We start from the raw sequence: 16754 nt of genomic DNA, 5'->3' as shown, positions 1-16754 counted from the left end.
GCGGAATTCTGCGGGTTCTGCGGACCATGCGAGCCGTGCGAGGCGGCCGTGCGGATGTGAGACGGACCGTTGACCCGGCGTTCGCCCGGATGTTAGACAGCTCCGTGCGCGGTGCGCAACGCACGTTGCACATACTGCAACTGCAACCCGACTCCTGGAGGCTCCATGGCCGCCGACGCAGCCGACGCCCTGGCCCGGCTCGCCCACGACCGCATCGACCACCGCTTCAAGGGTCTGCCCCCGGACGCGGAGGGACTCGCCGTGGGGGCGCTGGCCGCCGAGCGGCGCTGCCTGTTCACCGGCGGCTTCACCACGCCCGTCCTGGCGCTGTCCACCGAGGCGCTGGACCACAACCTGGCCCTCATGGAGCGCTGGGCCGCCGAGCACGGACTCGCCTTCGCGCCGCACGGCAAGACGTCCATGGCGCCCCAGCTCTTCGAGCGCCAGCTCGCGCACGGGGCATGGGGCATCACGGCCGCCGTGCCCAGCCAGGTCCGCGCCTACCGCGCGTTCGGCGTGCGGCGGATCTTCCTCGCCAACGAACTGGTCGACGCGGCCGCGCTGCGCTGGCTCGCGGGCGAGCTGGCCGCCGACCCGGACTTCCGCATCGTCGTGTACGTCGACTCCGTCCGCGGCGTCGAGCTGATGGACGCGGCCCTCCGCGAGGCCGGGTCCGCGCGCCCGCTCGACGTCGTCGTCGAACTCGGCGCCGTGGGCGGCCGCACCGGCGTGCGCACCGAGGCGGACGCGGCACGCGTCGCCGACGCGGTCGCCGACGCCGGCGGGACGCTGCGGCTGGTGGGGGTCGCCGGCTACGAGGCCGAGATCCCGGACGCGGACGAGGCGTCCGTACGGGCGTGGCTGCGGCGACTGACCGGGATCGCCGTCGCGTTCGACGCGGAGGGGCGGTTCGCGGGGGTCGAGGAGATCGTGGTGAGCGCGGGCGGGAGCTCGTGGTTCGACGCGGTCGCGGAAGTCTTCGCGCAACTCCCGGAATTGTCCGCCCCGGTGCTGAAGCTGCTGCGTTCGGGCGCGTACGTGACGCACGACGACGGCCAGTACCGGCGGAAGACCCCCTTCGGGCGCCATCCCGAACAGGGCGCCCTGCGGCCGGCGTTCCGCCTCTGGGCCCAGTGCGTCTCCCGCCCGGAGCCGGGACGGGCCTATCTCAACGCGGGCAAGCGGGACGCTCCGTACGACCTCGACCTGCCCGAGGTGCAGGTCATCCGCTCCGCCCGGGACGGCTCGCTGCGCGAGGCCCACGGCATGACCGTCACCGGCCTGGCCGACCAGCACGCCTTCGTCTCCCTGCCGGAGGACGCGGAGCTGGAGGTCGGCGACTGGGTCGGCCTCGGCATCTCCCATCCCTGCACGGCCTTCGACAAGTGGCAGCTGATCCCGGTCGCGGCGGCGGACGGCACGGTGACGGACTACATCCGGACGTTCTTCTAGCCCACGCTTCCCCGCCCCCTCCCGCTGGGGAGCCGATGGATCCGATGGAGCCGACGGAAGGGCACATCCATGGACACCGTCATCCGCGACGCCCGCGTCATCGACGGCACCGGGCGTGCCGCCTACCGGGCCGACGTCGGCGTCGAGGGCGGCCGGATCGCCGAGATCCGCCGCCCCGGCGACGGCCCACGCCCCACCGCCCGCCGGACGCTCGACGCCGACGGCCTCGCCCTGTCCCCCGGTTTCATCGACATGCACGCCCACAGCGACCTGGCCCTCCTCCAGGACCCCGGCCACGAGGCGAAGGCCGCCCAGGGCGTCACCCTGGAGGTCATCGGCCAGGACGGCCTGTCCTACGCGCCGGTCGACGACCGCGTCCTGCCCTCCCTCCGCGCGCAGATCGCCGGCTGGAACGGCCAAGGCGGCGACGGCGCCGCCGACTTCACCTGGCGCACGACGGGCGAGTACCTCGACCGCCTCGACCACGGCTTCGACGGCGCCGGCATCGCCGTCAACGCGGCGTACCTCGTCCCCCAGGGCACCGTCCGCGCCCTGGCCGTCGGCTGGGACGACCGTCCGGCGACCGGCGCGGAGCTCGACGCGATGCGGCGCCTGGTCGCCGACGGACTGGCGCAGGGCGCCGTGGGCATGTCGTCGGGGCTGACGTACACGCCCGGGATGTACGCGAGCGACGCCGAACTCACCGAACTGTGCCGTGTCGTGGCGTCGTACGGCGGCTACTACTGCCCGCACCACCGCTCGTACGGCGCGCACGCCCTGCGCGCGTACGCCGAGATGATCGAGGTCTCCCGCGCCGCGGGCTGTCCCCTGCACCTCGCCCACGCCGTCCTCAACTTCCCGGAGAACCGGGGGCGCGCGCCGGAGCTGCTGCGCCTGCTGGACGACGCCCGCGCCGCGGGGGCGGACATCACACTCGACAGCTACCCGTACACGCCGGGCTGTACGACGCTCGCCGCGCTCCTGCCGAGCTGGGCGGCGGACGGCGGACCGGCCGCGACGCTGGCCCGGCTGCGCGACGACGCGACGGCGGAACGCGTCCGGCACGCCCTGGAGGCGGAGGGCTCGGACGGCTGCCACGGCGTGCCGGTCGACTGGGGCGCGGTGGAGATCTCCGGCGTGGCGGACGGCCGGCAGGCCGCCGCCCACGTCGGCCGCACCATTGCCGCCGCGGCGGCGGCGCGCGGCGAGGAGCCCTGGACGACGGCCCGCAACCTGCTCCTGGCGGACCGGCTGGGCACGACGATCATCCAGCACGTCGGCCACGAGGAGAACGTCCGGGCGATCATGCGGCACCCGGCGCACACCGGGGGGAGCGACGGCATCCTGCACGGCGCCAAGCCGCACCCCCGGGCGTACGGCACCTTCCCGCACTACCTCGGGCACTACGCGCGCGACCTGGGAGTGCTGCCCCTGGAGGAGTGCGTGGCGCATCTCACGTCCCGTCCCGCGGCCCGCCTCCGGCTGCCGGACCGGGGTCTGATCCGCGAGGGATACCGTGCGGATCTTGTCCTCTTCGATCCGGAGACCGTGGCCGCCGGCGCCACATTCGAAGCCCCGCGGACGCTTCCGACCGGCATTCCTTATGTCCTGATTGCCGGGCGCTTTGTGATGAAAGACGGGCGGCGTACGGACGTACTGGCGGGTCGCACCGTGCGCCGCACGCCGGTCCGCTGACGCGGGCGCTCGGGGCGCGCCGCGCACGCCGCGAAAGCCCGCGCGCGCACGTCGGCGCCCCCGTAGGGTGGCCGTCATGCAGGTGATCCAGTCAACGAAACTCGCCAACGTCTGCTACGAGATCCGTGGCCCGGTGCTGGAGGAGGCGATGCGGCTGGAGGCAGCAGGGCACCGCATCCTCAAGCTCAACACCGGCAACCCCGCGATCTTCGGCTTCGAGTGCCCTCCGGAGATCCTGGAGGACATGCTGCGCAACGTCGGCGACGCGCACGGCTACGGCGACGCGAAGGGCCTGCTCTCCGCGCGGCGGGCGGTGGTCCAGCACTACGAGACCAAGGGCATCGAGCTGTCCGTCGAGGACGTCTACCTCGGCAACGGCGTCTCGGAGCTGATCCAGATGTCGATGCAGGCGCTGCTCGACGACGGCGACGAGGTCCTCGTCCCGGCCCCCGACTACCCCCTCTGGACCGCTTCCGTCTCCCTCGCGGGCGGCACCGCCGTGCACTACCGCTGCGACGAGCAGGCGGACTGGATGCCGGACCTGGCCGACATCGAGCGCAAGGTCACCGACCGCACCAAGGCGCTCGTCATCATCAACCCCAACAACCCCACGGGTGCCGTCTACAGCGACGAGATGCTGCGCGGTCTCACCGAGATCGCCCGCCGCCACAACCTGATCGTCTGCTCCGACGAGATCTACGACAAGATCCTCTACGACGGCGTCACCCACACCCCGACCGCCGCCATCGCCCCCGACCTGCTGACCCTCACCTTCAACGGGCTCTCCAAGGCCTACCGGGTGGCCGGCTACCGCAGCGGCTGGATGGCGGTCTGCGGCCCCAAGGCCCACGCCGAGAGCTACATCGAGGGCCTCACGATCCTCGCCAACATGCGGCTCTGCGCCAACATGCCCGCCCAGCACGCGGTCGCCACCGCCCTCGGCGGCCGGCAGTCGATCAACGACCTGGTGCTCCCCGGCGGCCGCCTGCTGGAGCAGCGCGACGTCGCCCACGAGATGCTGACCAGGATCCCCGGCGTCACCTGCGTGAAGCCGAAGGGCGCGCTGTACGCGTTCCCGCGCCTGGACCCCAAGGTCTACAAGATCAAGGACGACCGGCAGATGGTCCTCGATCTGCTCCGCGCCGAAAAAATCATGGTCGTCCACGGGACGGGCTTCAACTGGCCCGAGCCGGACCACTTCCGCCTGGTCACACTGCCGAACGCCAAGGATCTGGCGGAGGCCGTGACCCGCATCGGCGACTTCCTGGAGGGCTACGCCCAATAACTTTAGACCTCGTCTAAGTTAGGATGGCCTTCTGTAGGACAGCAGGAGGCCATCCATGTACGAGCCGATCCGCACGAAGTCGGTCCACACCATGGCCGACCCGACAGGGCCCGCCGCCGCCCACGGCCCGACCCGCTCCCGCGAGCAAGAGCTCGACATCCGGCTCGCGGGACATCTGACCGCGCTGCTCACCGTGACCGACGAGCTGCGCGTCCTGACCCCCTCCCCCGACCTCGACGACGCCGCCCGCCGCCTCGCCGCCCGCATCACCCACCTGCGCGGCGGCGACGCCCCCCTCCGCGCCGTCCCCACGGTGGTCGTCACCGACCCCTCCCGCATCCGCGCCCTCCACCAACGCGCCCACATGCTCGCCGGCCAGGCCCTCGTCGTAGCCTCCTCCCGCGACGACCCGGAAAGCACCACCCTGGCCTCCGCCCGCCTCCACGCCCACGAGGCGGCCAGGACCGCCTGACAGCGCGGAACCCCGGCGGGGGCGAAGGGCGAGTTCGAGTCGAGTTCGGCTTCGGGTTCGGGGTTCGGGTTTGATCGAGGATGAACGCGGCGCGGTCGCGAGGCGGGCCCGGGGGATGAGGGGGCGCGGCCGCGTTGCGGGTCAGACGCGGCCGCGATGCGGGCGGGGCGCGGCCACACGGGGCCGGGGACGGCCCCAAAAGGGGCGGGGCGCAGGCCCGTTGCGGGCCTGGAGCACGGCCCCGCAGGGGCGCGGGCGCAGAGGCCGCGCCCGGGGCGCAGCCGCGTTGCGTGCGCGGGCCGCTGGCGCGTGCGCCCCCGAGGCGCTGCCACGTTGCCCGGCGCGGACTGCGGCCGTGTTGCGGGGCGGGCCCGACTCCGAAAGGGACGGGACGCAGCCACGTTGCGAACCCGAAGCACGGCCCGCCGTGCGTACCCGGAGCTCGGCTGCGGTGCGCGCCGGAGCACGCCCCCGGAAGGCCCGGGGTGCAGGGGCGGAGCCCCGCCCCGCGCGGAGCACGCGCCCGGCGGTCCGCCGCCGCACGCCCGGGGCGGCCCGGGGCGGAGCCCCGGGGGAAACGGTGAAAGGGCGGGGCGGGGAGAAGAAAAACCCCACCCCGCCCCGGACGACGCGTCAGCCGAGCCGCCGCACCAGCTCCCGGTACTCGTCCCACAGCTCCTTCGGCGTGTGCTCACCGAACGTCTCGAAGTGCGCGGGAATCAGCGCCGCCTCCTCCCGCCACACCTCCTTGTCGACCGACAGGAGCAACTCCACGTCCGCCTCGGACAGTTCGAGCCCGGACAGATCCAGGGCCTCCCGCGTCGGCAGGACGCCGATCGGCGTCTCGACGCCCTCCGCCCGGCCCTCCAGCCGCTCGACGATCCACTTCAGCACGCGGCTGTTCTCGCCGAAGCCGGGCCACACGAAGCGCCCGTCCGCGTCCTTGCGGAACCAGTTGACGTAGTAGATCTTCGGCAGCTTGGACTGGTCCTTGTCCTTGCCGACCTCGACCCAGTGCCCCATGTAGTCGCCCATGTTGTAGCCGCAGAACGGCAGCATGGCGAACGGGTCCCGGCGCAGCTCGCCGACCTTGCCCTCGGCGGCGGCGGTCTTCTCGGAGGCCACGTTGGCGCCGATGAAGACGCCGTGGTTCCAGCTGAAGGACTCGGTCACGAGCGGGACGGCCGAGGCCCGGCGGCCGCCGAAGAGGATGGCGGAGATCGGCACGCCCTTGGGGTCCTCCCACTCGGGCGCGATGATCGGGCACTGCGAAGCCGGCACGGTGAAGCGGGCGTTGGGGTGGGCGGCGGGGGTGCCGGACTCCGGCGTCCAGGCGTTGCCCTTCCAGTCCGTGAGACGGGCGGGCGTCTCCTCGGTCATGCCCTCCCACCAGACGTCGCCGTCCTCCGTCAACGCGACGTTGGTGAAGACGGAGTTGCCCCAGAGGGTCTTCATCGCGTTGGCGTTGGTGTGCTCGCCGGTGCCGGGCGCGACGCCGAAGAAGCCGGCCTCGGGGTTGATCGCGTAGAGGCGGCCGTCCTCGCCGAAGCGCATCCACGCGATGTCGTCGCCGATCGTCTCCACCGTCCAGCCGGAGATGGTCGGTTCGAGCATGGCGAGGTTGGTCTTGCCGCAGGCGGAGGGGAAGGCGGCGGCCACGTACTTCGCCTCGCCCTGCGGCGGGGTGAGCTTGAGGATGAGCATGTGCTCGGCCAGCCAGCCCTCGTCGCGGGCCATGACGGAGGCGATGCGCAGGGCGTAACACTTCTTGCCCAGCAGCGCGTTGCCGCCGTAGCCGGAACCGTACGACCAGATCTCCCGGTCCTCGGGGAAGTGGGAGATGTACTTGGTGCTGTTGCACGGCCACGGCACGTCGGCCTCGCCCTCGGCGAGCGGGGCGCCCAGCGAGTGCACGGCCTTGACGAAGAAGCCGTCGGAGCCGAGTTCGTCGAGGACGGGCTGCCCCATGCGGGTCATGGTGCGCATGGAGACGGCGACGTACGCGGAGTCGGTGATCTCGACGCCGATGGCGGAGAGCGGCGAACCGAGCGGGCCCATGCAGAAGGGCACGACGTACATGGTGCGGCCGCGCATGGAGCCGCGGAAGATGCCCTTCTCACCGCTGAAGATCTCCCGCATCTCGGCGGGTGCCTTCCAGTGGTTGGTCGGGCCGGCGTCCTCCTCCTTGGCGGAGCAGATGAACGTCCGGTCCTCGACGCGGGCCACGTCCGTGGGGTCGGATGCCGCGTAGTACGAGTTCGGGCGCTTGACGGGGTCGAGCTTGCGGAAGGTGCCCTTGGCCACGAGCTCCTCGCAGAGGCGCTCGTACTCGGCCTCGGAACCGTCGCACCAGACGACCCGGTCCGGCTGGGTGAGGGCGGCGATCTCGTCTACCCAGGAGATGAGCCCCTGGTGGTCGGTGGGGATGTTGGGAGCCGCATTTGCGCGCGCCACGATCGCTCCGTCCCGCCGGGGCCACGGCGCCCGGCGTCACATGTTGAGGGTGGTACGGACCGCTCGCCCGCCTGACCGGCGGCGGGTCCGTCTCTGCACATACGCCCCTTGGGGGCTGCGACCCAGACGCTTCGCGACCGCTCATCCGGTGCCGCCCGCACTCATTTGATCATCCGACTCCGTTTCCCTTCTGTCCAGGGGGCGCTCCCGTGACCATCGCCACGTGATACTGATCCGTAACTTACGGTGGCGTAGGTAGCATGACGGCATGACACCCGCGTCCGACGCGGCGCCCGTCGCGCCCGCCACCTCCGCCGGTGCCGCGACCGCCGCCCCCTCGCCCGCCCCCCATCCCGACACCGCCCTGGCCGCCGTCAAACCACGGCTGCGCGGCTGGCTGCACGCCGGGATGTTCCCCGCCGTGCTGATCTCGGGCGTCTTCCTGACGGCCCTGGCCGACAGCACCCGCGGCAGAATCGCCTGCGCCGTCTACGTCCTCAGCGCCTGCCTGCTCTTCGGCATCAGCGCGCTGTACCACCGCGGCAACTGGAGCCCCAGGGCGACCGCGGTGCTCCGCCGCCTCGACCACGCCAACATCTTCCTGATCATCGCCGGCACCTATACGCCCCTGACGATGCTCCTGATCCCGGGCAGCCGGGGCCAGTTGCTGCTCTGGGCGGTCTGGGCCGCCGCCGCGGCCGGCATCGCCTTCCGCGTCTTCTGGGTCGGCGCGCCGCGCTGGCTCTACACCCCCTGCTACATCGCCATGGGCTGGGCCGCCGTCTTCTTCCTCCCGGACTTCCTGCGCAAGGGCGGCATCGCCGTCCTCGTCCTGGTGATCGTCGGGGGGCTGCTCTACAGCGCGGGCGGCGTGATCTACGGGATCAAGCGCCCCAATCCCTCCCCCCGTTGGTTCGGCTTCCACGAGGTCTTCCACTCACTGACGCTGGCCGCCTTCGTCGTGCACTACGTGGGCATCTCCCTGGTGGCCTATTCGCACGCCTGAGCCGCCCGGGACGCCCGGGACGCCCGATATCCCCGGCACCCCCGGCACCCCCGGCACCTCCGACACTTCCGACACCGCCGGCGCCTCCGACGCCGGCATCTTCGACAGCGCGCGCCCCGGGCGCGCCCACCGCGGTGGCCGTGGCCTGGAGGCCGCGGCCACTCTCCATGTCAGGCCCCCGACGGCCGCCAGCACCACGACCAGCACGGCCAGTTCACCGGCGAGCATGTAACTCCCCACGCACACCGCGCCGATCAGCGCGGCGAGCGCGTGCACCGCTCCTCCCATCACGGATCACCCACCCCTTTTCGGTCGTCGGCCACTGACCGATTCCCTGCCCTGCACACAGCGTCACACACCCCACTGACAATCAGCGCGCCGTCAAGGAGGAGCAGCCGGGACGTCAACGATTGACAGTACCCATCTTTTGAGAGTTACTGTCATTTGACTTCAACTCCCAAAGAGGTTCCGTCATGCCTGCCACCCCCTCCGCCGCGGGCCGCCCCCGCAGCCGCTGGGTCGCCCTGGCCGCGATCGTCCTGTGCATGCTCACGCTCGGCTTCGACACCACGATCCTCAACGTGGCCCTGCCGACGATGGCCACCGAACTGGGCGCCGACACCGGCCGGTTGCAGTGGATAGCCGACTCCTACCTGGTCGTCTTCGCCGCCCTCATGCTCCCGGCCGGCCTCCTGGGCGACCGGTTCGGCCGCCGCCGCACGCTGGTCACCGGCCTGCTGGTCTTCCTCGCGGGCTCCCTCCTCGGCTCGCTCGCCGACGACAGCGCCACGGTCGTCGCGGCCCGCGCGCTGATGGGGGCCGGTGCCGCCCTGGTGATGCCGCTGGCCATCGCCGTCCTGCCGGTGCTCTTCGGCCCCGAGGAGCGCACCCGTGCCGTCGGCGCGCTCTCCGCCGCCACCGGGCTCGGCCTCCCCCTGGGCCCCCTCCTCGGCGGCTTCCTCCTCGACCACTTCTGGTGGGGCTCGGTCTTCCTGATCAACGTGCCGTTCATCGGACTCGCCGTCACCGCCTGTCTCCTGCTCCTCCCGGAGAGCACGGACCCCGCCGCCCCCACCGTCAGCGCCCTCACCACCGCACTCTCCGTCACCGGCCTCGGCGCCCTCGTCTTCGGCGTCATCGAGGGCCCCCGGCGCGGCTGGTCGTCCGCACCGGTCCTCGCCGCCTTCGCCGCCGCCTTCGTCCTGCTCGCCCTGCTCGTCGTGCGCGAACGGCGCCGCGAGCGCCCGATGCTGGACCTCGCCCTGCTGGGCCGGCCCGCGTTCCTCTGGAACACCGTCGCGGCCGCCCTGGTGATGTTCACCATGACCGGCCTGACGTTCGTCCTGCCCTCCTACCTCCAGACCGTCCAGGGCCACGACGCCTTCGGCACCGGCCTGCGCATGATCCCGATGCCGCTCGGCATGCTGGTCGCCTCCCGCGCCACCACGCCGCTCGCCGCCCGGACCGGCCCGCGCCCGGTCATCGCGGGCGGTCTGGCCGTGATGGCGGTGGCGGCACTGCTCGGCAGCCGCACCACGGTCGACGACGGCTATGGCTGGACGGCCCTGTGGCTGAGCCTCGTCGGCGTCGGCTTCGGCGGCGCCGTCATCCCCGCCATGGACGGCGCGCTCGGCTCGCTGCCGCGCGAGCGCGCCGGCGTCGGCTCGGGCCTGCTGATGACGCTCCGCCAAGTGGCCTCGGCGATCGGCCTGGCCGCCCTGAGCAGCGTGATCGCCGGCGTCTACGGCGCCCGCCTCGACACCTCCGGCCTCCCGTCCGCCGCGGCCGGCGAGGCCGCCGACTCCGTGGGGGCGGCGCACGCCGTCGCCGGGGCGCTGCACGACGCGGCGCTCACGCGGTCGGCGGACGCCGCGTACGTCCACGGCATGGACACCGCCCTGCTGGTGTCCGCCGTCGCCGCCCTCGCGGCCGCCGCGCTCGTCGCGGCCTTCCTGCCCTCCTCCCGCCCCGCCCGGAAGGAAAGGGCCGGCCGGACAGTGGTCGACGAAACGATCGATGCCTGACAATGCGGTCATGACACCGGCACGTACCTCCCCCGCCGCACAGCCCGGCCCCCGGCTCGGGCTGCGCGAACGGAAGAAGATCAAGACCCGGCAGGCGATCCGCACCGCCGCCTACCGCCTCTTCGAGGAGCAGGGGTACGACGCGACTCCCGTGGACCAGATCGCCCACGCCGCCGACGTCTCCCCGAGCACCGTCTTCCGTTATTTCCCGACCAAGGAGGACATCGTCCTCACGGACGAGTACGACCCGCTGCTGGAGTCCCTCCTCCACGAGCGGCCGGCGGACGAGCCGCCGCTGACGGCCGTGCGGCAGGCGATCGTCGAGGGACTGCGCCATGTCCTCGGCGAGGACAGCCCCGAGATGCGGATGCGCATACGCCTGATCCGGGACGTGCCCGCGCTGCGTGCCCGCTCGGGCGAGGGCATGGCCGGTTCGGCCGGGATCATCTGCCGCGCCCTGGCCGGACGGACGGGCCGGCGGGCGGACGACCTGGAGGTCCGCGTGGTCACCACGGCGGTGCTGGCCGCGATGCAGGAGGCGCTGATGACCTGGGTCGACGAAGGCCAGCACGGCGACCCGCTGACCTACCTCGAGCGCGCGCTGGACGTCCTGGAGCGCGGGCTCACTCTCTGACGCCCAACTGCCCGGCCAGCACGGCCGGATCGGCGGTCGGCCGCTCGCACGTGAAGTTCCGGCACACGTACGCGGCGGGCCGCCCCTCCACCAGCGTCCGGTCGGCCAGCAGCGGAACCTCCGCCGCCGTCGCGGAGGCGGGCTCGCCCAGGGCGACGGCCGCGCCGGGCCGCGGGGAGAGCAGGGCGACGCGGTGCAGGGCGCGCGTGGCCTCGTCGCCGCCCGGCCCGACGACCGCGATCTCGTGCGGCCCGTCCAGCAGCGCCTCCGCGACGGCCAGGCCCCAGCCGATGAAACGCGGCGCCCTCGGACCGAGCAACCGCACGACGCCGAGCGCCCGTTCGGCCGCCTCGCGGTGCGGCGCGCTGCCGGTCAGGGCCGCGTAGGTGAGCAGGGCACCGGCGGCCGCCGTCCAGCCGGAGGGCGCGGCGTTGTCCGTCGGGTCCTGGGGGCGGCGGATGAGCGCCTCGGCGTCGTCGGCCGTGTCGAACAGGGCTCCGTCCTCGTCCCGGAAACGGATGAGGACCGTGTCCAGCAACAGGCCCGCGAAGTCGACCCAGACGCCCTCGCCGGTGACCGACGACAGCGCGAGGAACCCCTCGGCGACGTCGGCGTAGTCCTCCAGCACCCCCGCGTGGGCGCCCGCGACGCCGTCCAGGGAGGTGCGGAAGAGCCGCGCGTTCCAGTCCATGTGGACGCGGACGAGGAGGTCGGCGGCGTCCGTCGCCGCCTGGACGAGGTCGGGCCGGTCGAAGTAGGCGCCCGTCTCGGCGAGCGCGGCGATCGCCAGGCCGTTCCAGGCGGCCACGACCTTGTCGTCGCGCCCCGGCCGCTGCCGGCGGTCGCGCGCGGCGCGCAGGCGGTCGCGGACCGACGCGATGCGCGCGGCGTCCACGAGGCCGTCGGTGTCCGGGAGTTGGAGGACGGACGCGCCCTCCTCGAAAGTTCCCTCGTCGGTGACGCCGAAGTGGCCGGCGGCGACCTCCGCGTCCGACTCGCCCAGGACCTCCCGCAACTCGGCGGGCGTCCAGACGTAGTAGGCGCCCTCGGCGTGCCGCCCGCTCGCGTCCTCGCTGTCCGCGTCCAGCGCCGACGCGAAACCGCCCTGCTCCGTGCGGAGTTCACGGACCAGGAAGTCCGCGGTCTCCAGGGCGACCCGGCGGGCGAGGCCGGAGCCCGTCGCCCGCCACAGGTGCGCGTACACGCGGCACAGCAGGGCGTTGTCGTACAGCATCTTCTCGAAGTGCGGCACCACCCAGCCGCTGTCCACCGCGTAGCGCGCGAAACCGCCGCAGAGCTGGTCGTAGATGCCGCCGCGGGCCATCGCCTCACACGTGGCCGACACCATGTCCAGCGCCGCCGCGGACCCCGTGCGCACATGATGGCGCAGCAGGAACTCCAGCACCATGGACGGCGGGAACTTGGGCGCCCCGCCGAACCCGCCGCGCACCGCGTCGAAGTCGCGGGTCAGCGCCATAAGCGCCAGGTGCAGCTCCTCCGCGCCGGGCGGATGCTCGCCCGCCGCGGTGAGAGAGCGCTCGGAGAGGTCGCGCACGATCCGTCCCGCGACCTCGCCCACTTCCTGGCGCCGCCCCGTCCAGGCCGCGGTCACACCCTCCAGCACCTGCCGGAAGCCGGGCATGCCGTGCCGGGGCTCCGGCGGGAAGTAGGTGCCGAAGTAGAACGGCTCGGCGTCCGGGGTGAGGAAGACGGTCATGGGCCAGCCGCCCTGACCGGTCGCGGCCTGCACGGCCTCCATGTAGACGGCGTCGACGTCCGGCCGCTCCTCGCGGTCGACCTTGACGGAGACGAAGTGCTCGTTGAGGTAGGCGGCGGTGGCCTCGTCCTCGAAGCTCTCGCCGGCCATCACATGACACCAGTGACAACTGGCGTACCCGACGCTCAGCAGGACGGGCACGTCGCGGCGGCGCGCCTCCTCGAACGCCTCGGGCGACCAGGGCCACCAGTCGACCGGGTTGTCGGCGTGCTGGAGGAGGTAGGGCGACGTCTCGTGCGCCAGGCGGTTCGGCATGGGTCCATCCTTCACCAACAAGGGCCCCGACTTCCTCACCCGCAGCCCTGATCACCGTTCGCAACACCCGTGCGGCGTTCCCGCCGGTTTTCCACAGGGGGGTTATCCACAGGGCTGCCGGAAATCCCTCCCAGGCGGAAGACTGAACGCCTTGGCATTCGCCGATCGAAAATGCACCGGCCTGCGTTGCCGGTCGAAGTGTGCCGGTCGAAGGGGGGACGACGCATGCGGAGCTCACCGCCGGCCCTGCGGAAGGGCCATCGGGGAGACGTGGAGAGCCTGTTGGAGCGGGCGGTCGAGGAGGAGGTACGGCGCTCGGGCGGCCGCGCGGACGGCGCGGCGCTGCTGCGCCGGGCGCGCGACGAGCTGGACGCGCTGACGGCGGCCGCCGCCGAGGAGTACGTCGCGTACCTCCGCGCGCTGGACGAGGAGGCGGCGTCCGTCGCGCCGCTGTCCACCCGCCTGTCGGGCCCCGCGCTCGGCACTCCCGCGCTGGTCACGGCGGTCGCCGCGGTCACCGCGTCCGTCGCCGACCTGGGGTACGGCACCTCCTCCGGCACGGCGCTGAGCACCGGCGTGGCGGTCGCCCTCGCCGGCGCGGTGACGACGGTCCTCAAGCTGACGGCCGGTCACTGGCCGGCGGCCCACCGCCGCGCCGGGCTGCGCGGCCAGCCAGGCGGCGCCGAGCAGCTCCGGCTCCAGTGGCTGACCGCGGTGGAGGTGCGCGGGATAAGGCCGTTCCTCGACCAGCGCCGGATGCTCCGCGGCACGGCGCGCCCCACCGCCGACGACCGGGCCGGCAAGGACACCACCGCCACCCTCCCGCTGCGCGGCGCGGACCGCAGCGCGGCGGCCCGCCGGCGCAGCGTCCTGGCCCGCTCCTTCGATGATCTCCCGGCCGGCCAGGGCCTGTTCACCGGCCGCAAGGAGCAGCTCGACCGGATCGCGCAGTGCGTGCGCCAGGCCCGTGCGAGCACGGAGACCAAGCCGGTCGTCGTGGTGCTGCACGGCCCGCCCGGCTCGGGCCGCTCCACCCTGGCGCTGCACGCCGCCCGCCGTCTGCGCGACCAGTTCCGCGGCGCGTGCCTGGTGGACCTGCGGGGCGAGAGCCACGACGAACCGCCGCTGGGCACCCGCGACGCCCTGCTGCACCTGCTCAACCGGCTCGGCGCCCCGCGCGACCACCTCCTCTTCCGCGAGCGGTCCTCGCACGACCAGCACCTCAAGCGGCTGTCGGAGGTCTACCACCAGCATCTGACGGGGCTGCCGGTGACGGTCGTCCTCGACGACGCCTCGGACGCGGAGCAGGTCCGGGCCCTGGTGCCCGAGCGCTCCGAGAGCCTGGTGCTGGTCACCGCCCGCACCCCGCTGGCCCTGCCGCCGGATCTGGTCGCCTGGACGCACCAGCTGGAGGTCGGCCCGCTGGAGGGGACGGCGGCGCGGGAGCTGCTGCGCTCGGCGGCCGAGGAGGAAGAGGAGGCGGCCGGCGGCGGGCTCGACGACCCCCAAGTCCTCGACGCCGTCGCCGGATTGTGCGGCGGGCTGCCGCTGGCGCTGCGCGTCGCGGGCTCCTCCCTGGGGCCGCGCACCGCGCGGACGCTCGCCGCGGAGCTGGCCGCCGCGGGCGAGAGCGGCCCCGTCGAGCGCGCCCTGTGGCTGCGCTACCTCGATCTGAACGAGGACGCAAGGAAGCTGCTGCGCCGCCTCGCGCTGGCCGGGCGGGCCTCGCTGGGCGCCGCCGCGGCGGCGGCCCTGCTGGCGGCGGGCCAGAAGGAGGCGGCGCGCACGCTGACCGAGCTGGCGCGCGCCGGCGTGATCGAGCCAGTACGCCCGGGCCGCTTCCGGATGCACGACCTGGTGCGCGACTTCGCCCACGCGCGACTGCACGAGGAGGAGCCGGCGGGCGAGCGGGCCGCCGCGCAGGAGCGGCTGATCCGCAGCTACGCGGAGCTGGCCGACTCGGTGATCCGCATGGTGGACGGCAAGACGTCCACACGCGCGGACGCCTTCGCCCAGGGCGCCGCCGGCGGCCACGGCTTCACCTCGCTGGACGCCGCGCTGCGCTGGCTGGACGACGAGTCGAGCTTCATCACGGCGGCCCTGCGGCACGCCGAGGGGGTGGACCAGTCGGCGGTGCTGCACCTGCTGGGCGCCCTGTGCGACTACTGCCTGCTGCGCGGCGACCTCTACCGGCTGGGCGAGCTGGGCGAGTTGACGCAGTCCACGGACCGGGAGCTGCTCAACCGCTCGGTGCAGTGGCGCACCGGTGTCGCGGCCCGCCAGCTCGGCGAGCTGGACAAGTCCCGTACGACGCTGACCTCGGTCGTGGATCTGTACTTCGACGCGCAGCACCCGGCGGGCGCGGCGCGGGCCCTGCGCGACCTGGGCATCACGCTCCAGCACCAGGGCAACATGCGCGAGGCGGCCGAAAAGCTGCGCGAGGCCCTGGAGTTGCAGTCCGCCCCGGAGCTGAGCGGCGACCGGGCGTGGACGCTGCACGCGCTGGGCGCGGTCGAGCGGGACCTCGGCCGGCTGGCGGAGGCGCTGGATCTGCTGGCGGTGGCGCTGGAGCTGCACCGGGAGAGCGAGAGCCTGCACGGTCAGGCGTGGACGCACTTCCACCGGGGTCAGGTGCTGCTGCGGACGGGCCGGGAGGGACCGGCCGAGGAGGAGCTGAGGGAGGCCCTGGAGCTGTACGGCCGCACCCAGGACGGCCGGGGCGCGGCCTGGGCGCTGACCCAGCTGGCCCGCGCCCGCCTGGCCGCCGGGGACGCGGCCGGTGCGGCCGGGGGGCTGCGGCAGGCGGCCGTCCGGCACCGGGAGCACGAGGACGCGCGGGGCGAGGCGTGGACGCTGTTCCACCTGGGGCAGGCCCTGGAGGAGATCGGTGATCTTCCTGAGTCGCTGCGGGAGTTGGAGCGGGCGCGCTCGATGTTCAACCGGATGCGCGACGTGTACGGCCTGGCGTGCGCCCGGCACCATTCGGCGCGGGTCACCAGGGACCAGCGGGCGGCCCGGACGGGGAGCCTGCGCAACAGCGGTTTCGCCCGGCAGCTCCTCCATGACGCCCGGCTCGACTTCCAGCGCATGGGCGTGGCGCACGGCGAGGCGTGGTCCTGTGTGGAGCTGGCGGTGGTCGACGCGGGCAACGGCCGGGCGGCGCAGGCGCTGGAGCTGCTGGACGAGGCGGCGCGGCTGTTCGGGACGCTCGGCGACCGGCGCGGGGAGAGCTGGGCGCGGTTCCTGCGCTGCACCCTGCTGCCGCTGGCGTCGCCGGGCGGTTCGGTGGTGGGCTCGGCGGTCGCCGAGGAGGAGCTCGCCCGGCTGCGGGCGGAGCTGCGCTCCGCCGACTGGGCGGTCGACCCCTCGCTGGAGCAGTACACGGAGGCGTTCGCACTGGTGCTGGAGCGGGGCGTCGAGCCGGAGTCCGGCTGGCAGGCGTGGCGCCTGGGAATGGTGCCGGGCCGCCGCTCACGGGAGGTGATCGCGGTGCTCCCCCGGTGACCCCGCCGACCCTCGCCCGCCCCCGACGCGCCACCGGCCCCGGCCCCGCACTGCCGAGACGCACCACCACCCCGGCGCTCCGCGACGCGCCAGCGCCCCGGCGCTCCACGGCGGGCCCACCGTGGGCCGCCCGGCACCGTGGCCCCCGGCACCGTGGCCCCGGCACAGCGCGCCCCGGCACAGCAGGCCCGACCCT

At 73.6% G+C, this 16754-nt stretch carries 10 protein-coding genes; 8 read left to right on the top strand and 2 right to left on the bottom strand.

The genetic code is table 11. The features are described 5' to 3' along the window. Nucleotides 1–165 precede the first annotated feature (165 nt). From AC230_RS15120 to AC230_RS15105, 4 genes are all read left to right on the top strand, one after another. Nucleotides 166–1452, top strand: coding sequence for a type III PLP-dependent enzyme domain-containing protein (locus AC230_RS15120; protein ID WP_049716688.1), 1287 nt, complete (start codon nt 166–168; stop codon nt 1450–1452). 69 nt (nt 1453–1521) lie between these two features. Beyond that, nucleotides 1522–3147 carry an N-acyl-D-amino-acid deacylase family protein gene (locus AC230_RS15115; protein WP_049716687.1) on the top strand — a complete coding sequence of 542 codons (1626 nt, stop codon included), beginning with the start codon at nt 1522–1524 and terminating at the stop codon, nt 3145–3147. 76 nt (nt 3148–3223) lie between these two features. Next, nucleotides 3224–4432, top strand: a complete 1209-nt coding sequence (locus tag AC230_RS15110; protein WP_049716686.1) for a pyridoxal phosphate-dependent aminotransferase — start codon at nt 3224–3226, stop codon at nt 4430–4432. A 55-nt stretch (nt 4433–4487) separates the two neighbouring features. Then, a complete protein-coding gene (locus AC230_RS15105) occupies nt 4488–4904 on the top strand; it encodes an SCO4983 family protein (protein ID WP_049716685.1) in 417 nt (138 codons plus the stop codon). A gap of 633 nt (nt 4905–5537) precedes the next feature. On the opposite strand, the gene AC230_RS15100 is transcribed toward AC230_RS15105, so the two are convergent. Next, entirely contained in the window at nt 5538–7358 is a 1821-nt protein-coding gene (locus tag AC230_RS15100) for a phosphoenolpyruvate carboxykinase (GTP) (protein ID WP_049716684.1), read from the bottom strand. Between the two features lie 268 nt (nt 7359–7626). On the opposite strand from AC230_RS15100, the gene trhA reads away from it, so the two are divergent. The 3 genes from trhA to AC230_RS15085 all read left to right on the top strand — a co-directional run bounded on the left by trhA (nt 7627) and on the right by AC230_RS15085 (nt 11022). After that, nucleotides 7627–8364 carry a PAQR family membrane homeostasis protein TrhA gene (gene trhA / locus AC230_RS15095; protein WP_078871262.1) on the top strand — a complete coding sequence of 246 codons (738 nt, stop codon included), beginning with the start codon at nt 7627–7629 and terminating at the stop codon, nt 8362–8364. Between the two features lie 473 nt (nt 8365–8837). Beyond that, on the top strand, nt 8838–10388 hold the full coding sequence (locus AC230_RS15090) for an MFS transporter (protein ID WP_049716683.1): 1551 nt from the start codon (nt 8838–8840) through the stop codon (nt 10386–10388). A gap of 10 nt (nt 10389–10398) precedes the next feature. Further along, nucleotides 10399–11022: a TetR/AcrR family transcriptional regulator gene (locus tag AC230_RS15085; RefSeq protein ID WP_049717030.1), complete on the top strand. Its 624-nt coding sequence runs from the start codon at nt 10399–10401 to the stop codon at nt 11020–11022. On the opposite strand, the gene AC230_RS15080 is transcribed toward AC230_RS15085, so the two are convergent. After that, the gene (locus tag AC230_RS15080) at nt 11012–13054 is read right to left on the bottom strand and encodes a thioredoxin domain-containing protein (protein WP_049716682.1); all 2043 of its coding nucleotides are present in this window, start codon (nt 13052–13054) and stop codon (nt 11012–11014) included. The two genes, AC230_RS15085 and AC230_RS15080, sit on opposite strands and share 11 nt — an antisense overlap. 225 nt (nt 13055–13279) lie before the next feature. On the opposite strand from AC230_RS15080, the gene AC230_RS15075 reads away from it, so the two are divergent. Next, the gene (locus AC230_RS15075) at nt 13280–16558 is read left to right on the top strand and encodes a tetratricopeptide repeat protein (protein ID WP_049716681.1); all 3279 of its coding nucleotides are present in this window, start codon (nt 13280–13282) and stop codon (nt 16556–16558) included. Nucleotides 16559–16754 lie beyond the last annotated feature (196 nt).

This window comes from Streptomyces caatingaensis, assembly GCF_001187435.1.
GTDB lineage: Bacteria > Actinomycetota > Actinomycetes > Streptomycetales > Streptomycetaceae > Streptomyces > Streptomyces caatingaensis.
The sequence above is the reverse complement of the archived record's forward strand: the minus strand, read 5'-3'. Positions and strand labels throughout refer to the sequence as shown.

Coding starts and splice junctions, on each gene's coding strand:
- AC230_RS15105 (WP_049716685.1), top strand. CDS start 4,488: ATGTACGAGCCGATCCGCACGAAGTCGGTCCACACCATGGCCGACCCG.
- AC230_RS15115 (WP_049716687.1), top strand. CDS start 1,522: ATGGACACCGTCATCCGCGACGCCCGCGTCATCGACGGCACCGGGCGT.
- AC230_RS15090 (WP_049716683.1), top strand. CDS start 8,838: ATGCCTGCCACCCCCTCCGCCGCGGGCCGCCCCCGCAGCCGCTGGGTC.
- AC230_RS15080 (WP_049716682.1), bottom strand. CDS start 13,054: ATGCCGAACCGCCTGGCGCACGAGACGTCGCCCTACCTCCTCCAGCAC.
- AC230_RS15120 (WP_049716688.1), top strand. CDS start 166: ATGGCCGCCGACGCAGCCGACGCCCTGGCCCGGCTCGCCCACGACCGC.
- AC230_RS15075 (WP_049716681.1), top strand. CDS start 13,280: ATGCGGAGCTCACCGCCGGCCCTGCGGAAGGGCCATCGGGGAGACGTG.
- AC230_RS15110 (WP_049716686.1), top strand. CDS start 3,224: ATGCAGGTGATCCAGTCAACGAAACTCGCCAACGTCTGCTACGAGATC.
- AC230_RS15085 (WP_049717030.1), top strand. CDS start 10,399: ATGACACCGGCACGTACCTCCCCCGCCGCACAGCCCGGCCCCCGGCTC.
- trhA (WP_078871262.1), top strand. CDS start 7,627: ATGACACCCGCGTCCGACGCGGCGCCCGTCGCGCCCGCCACCTCCGCC.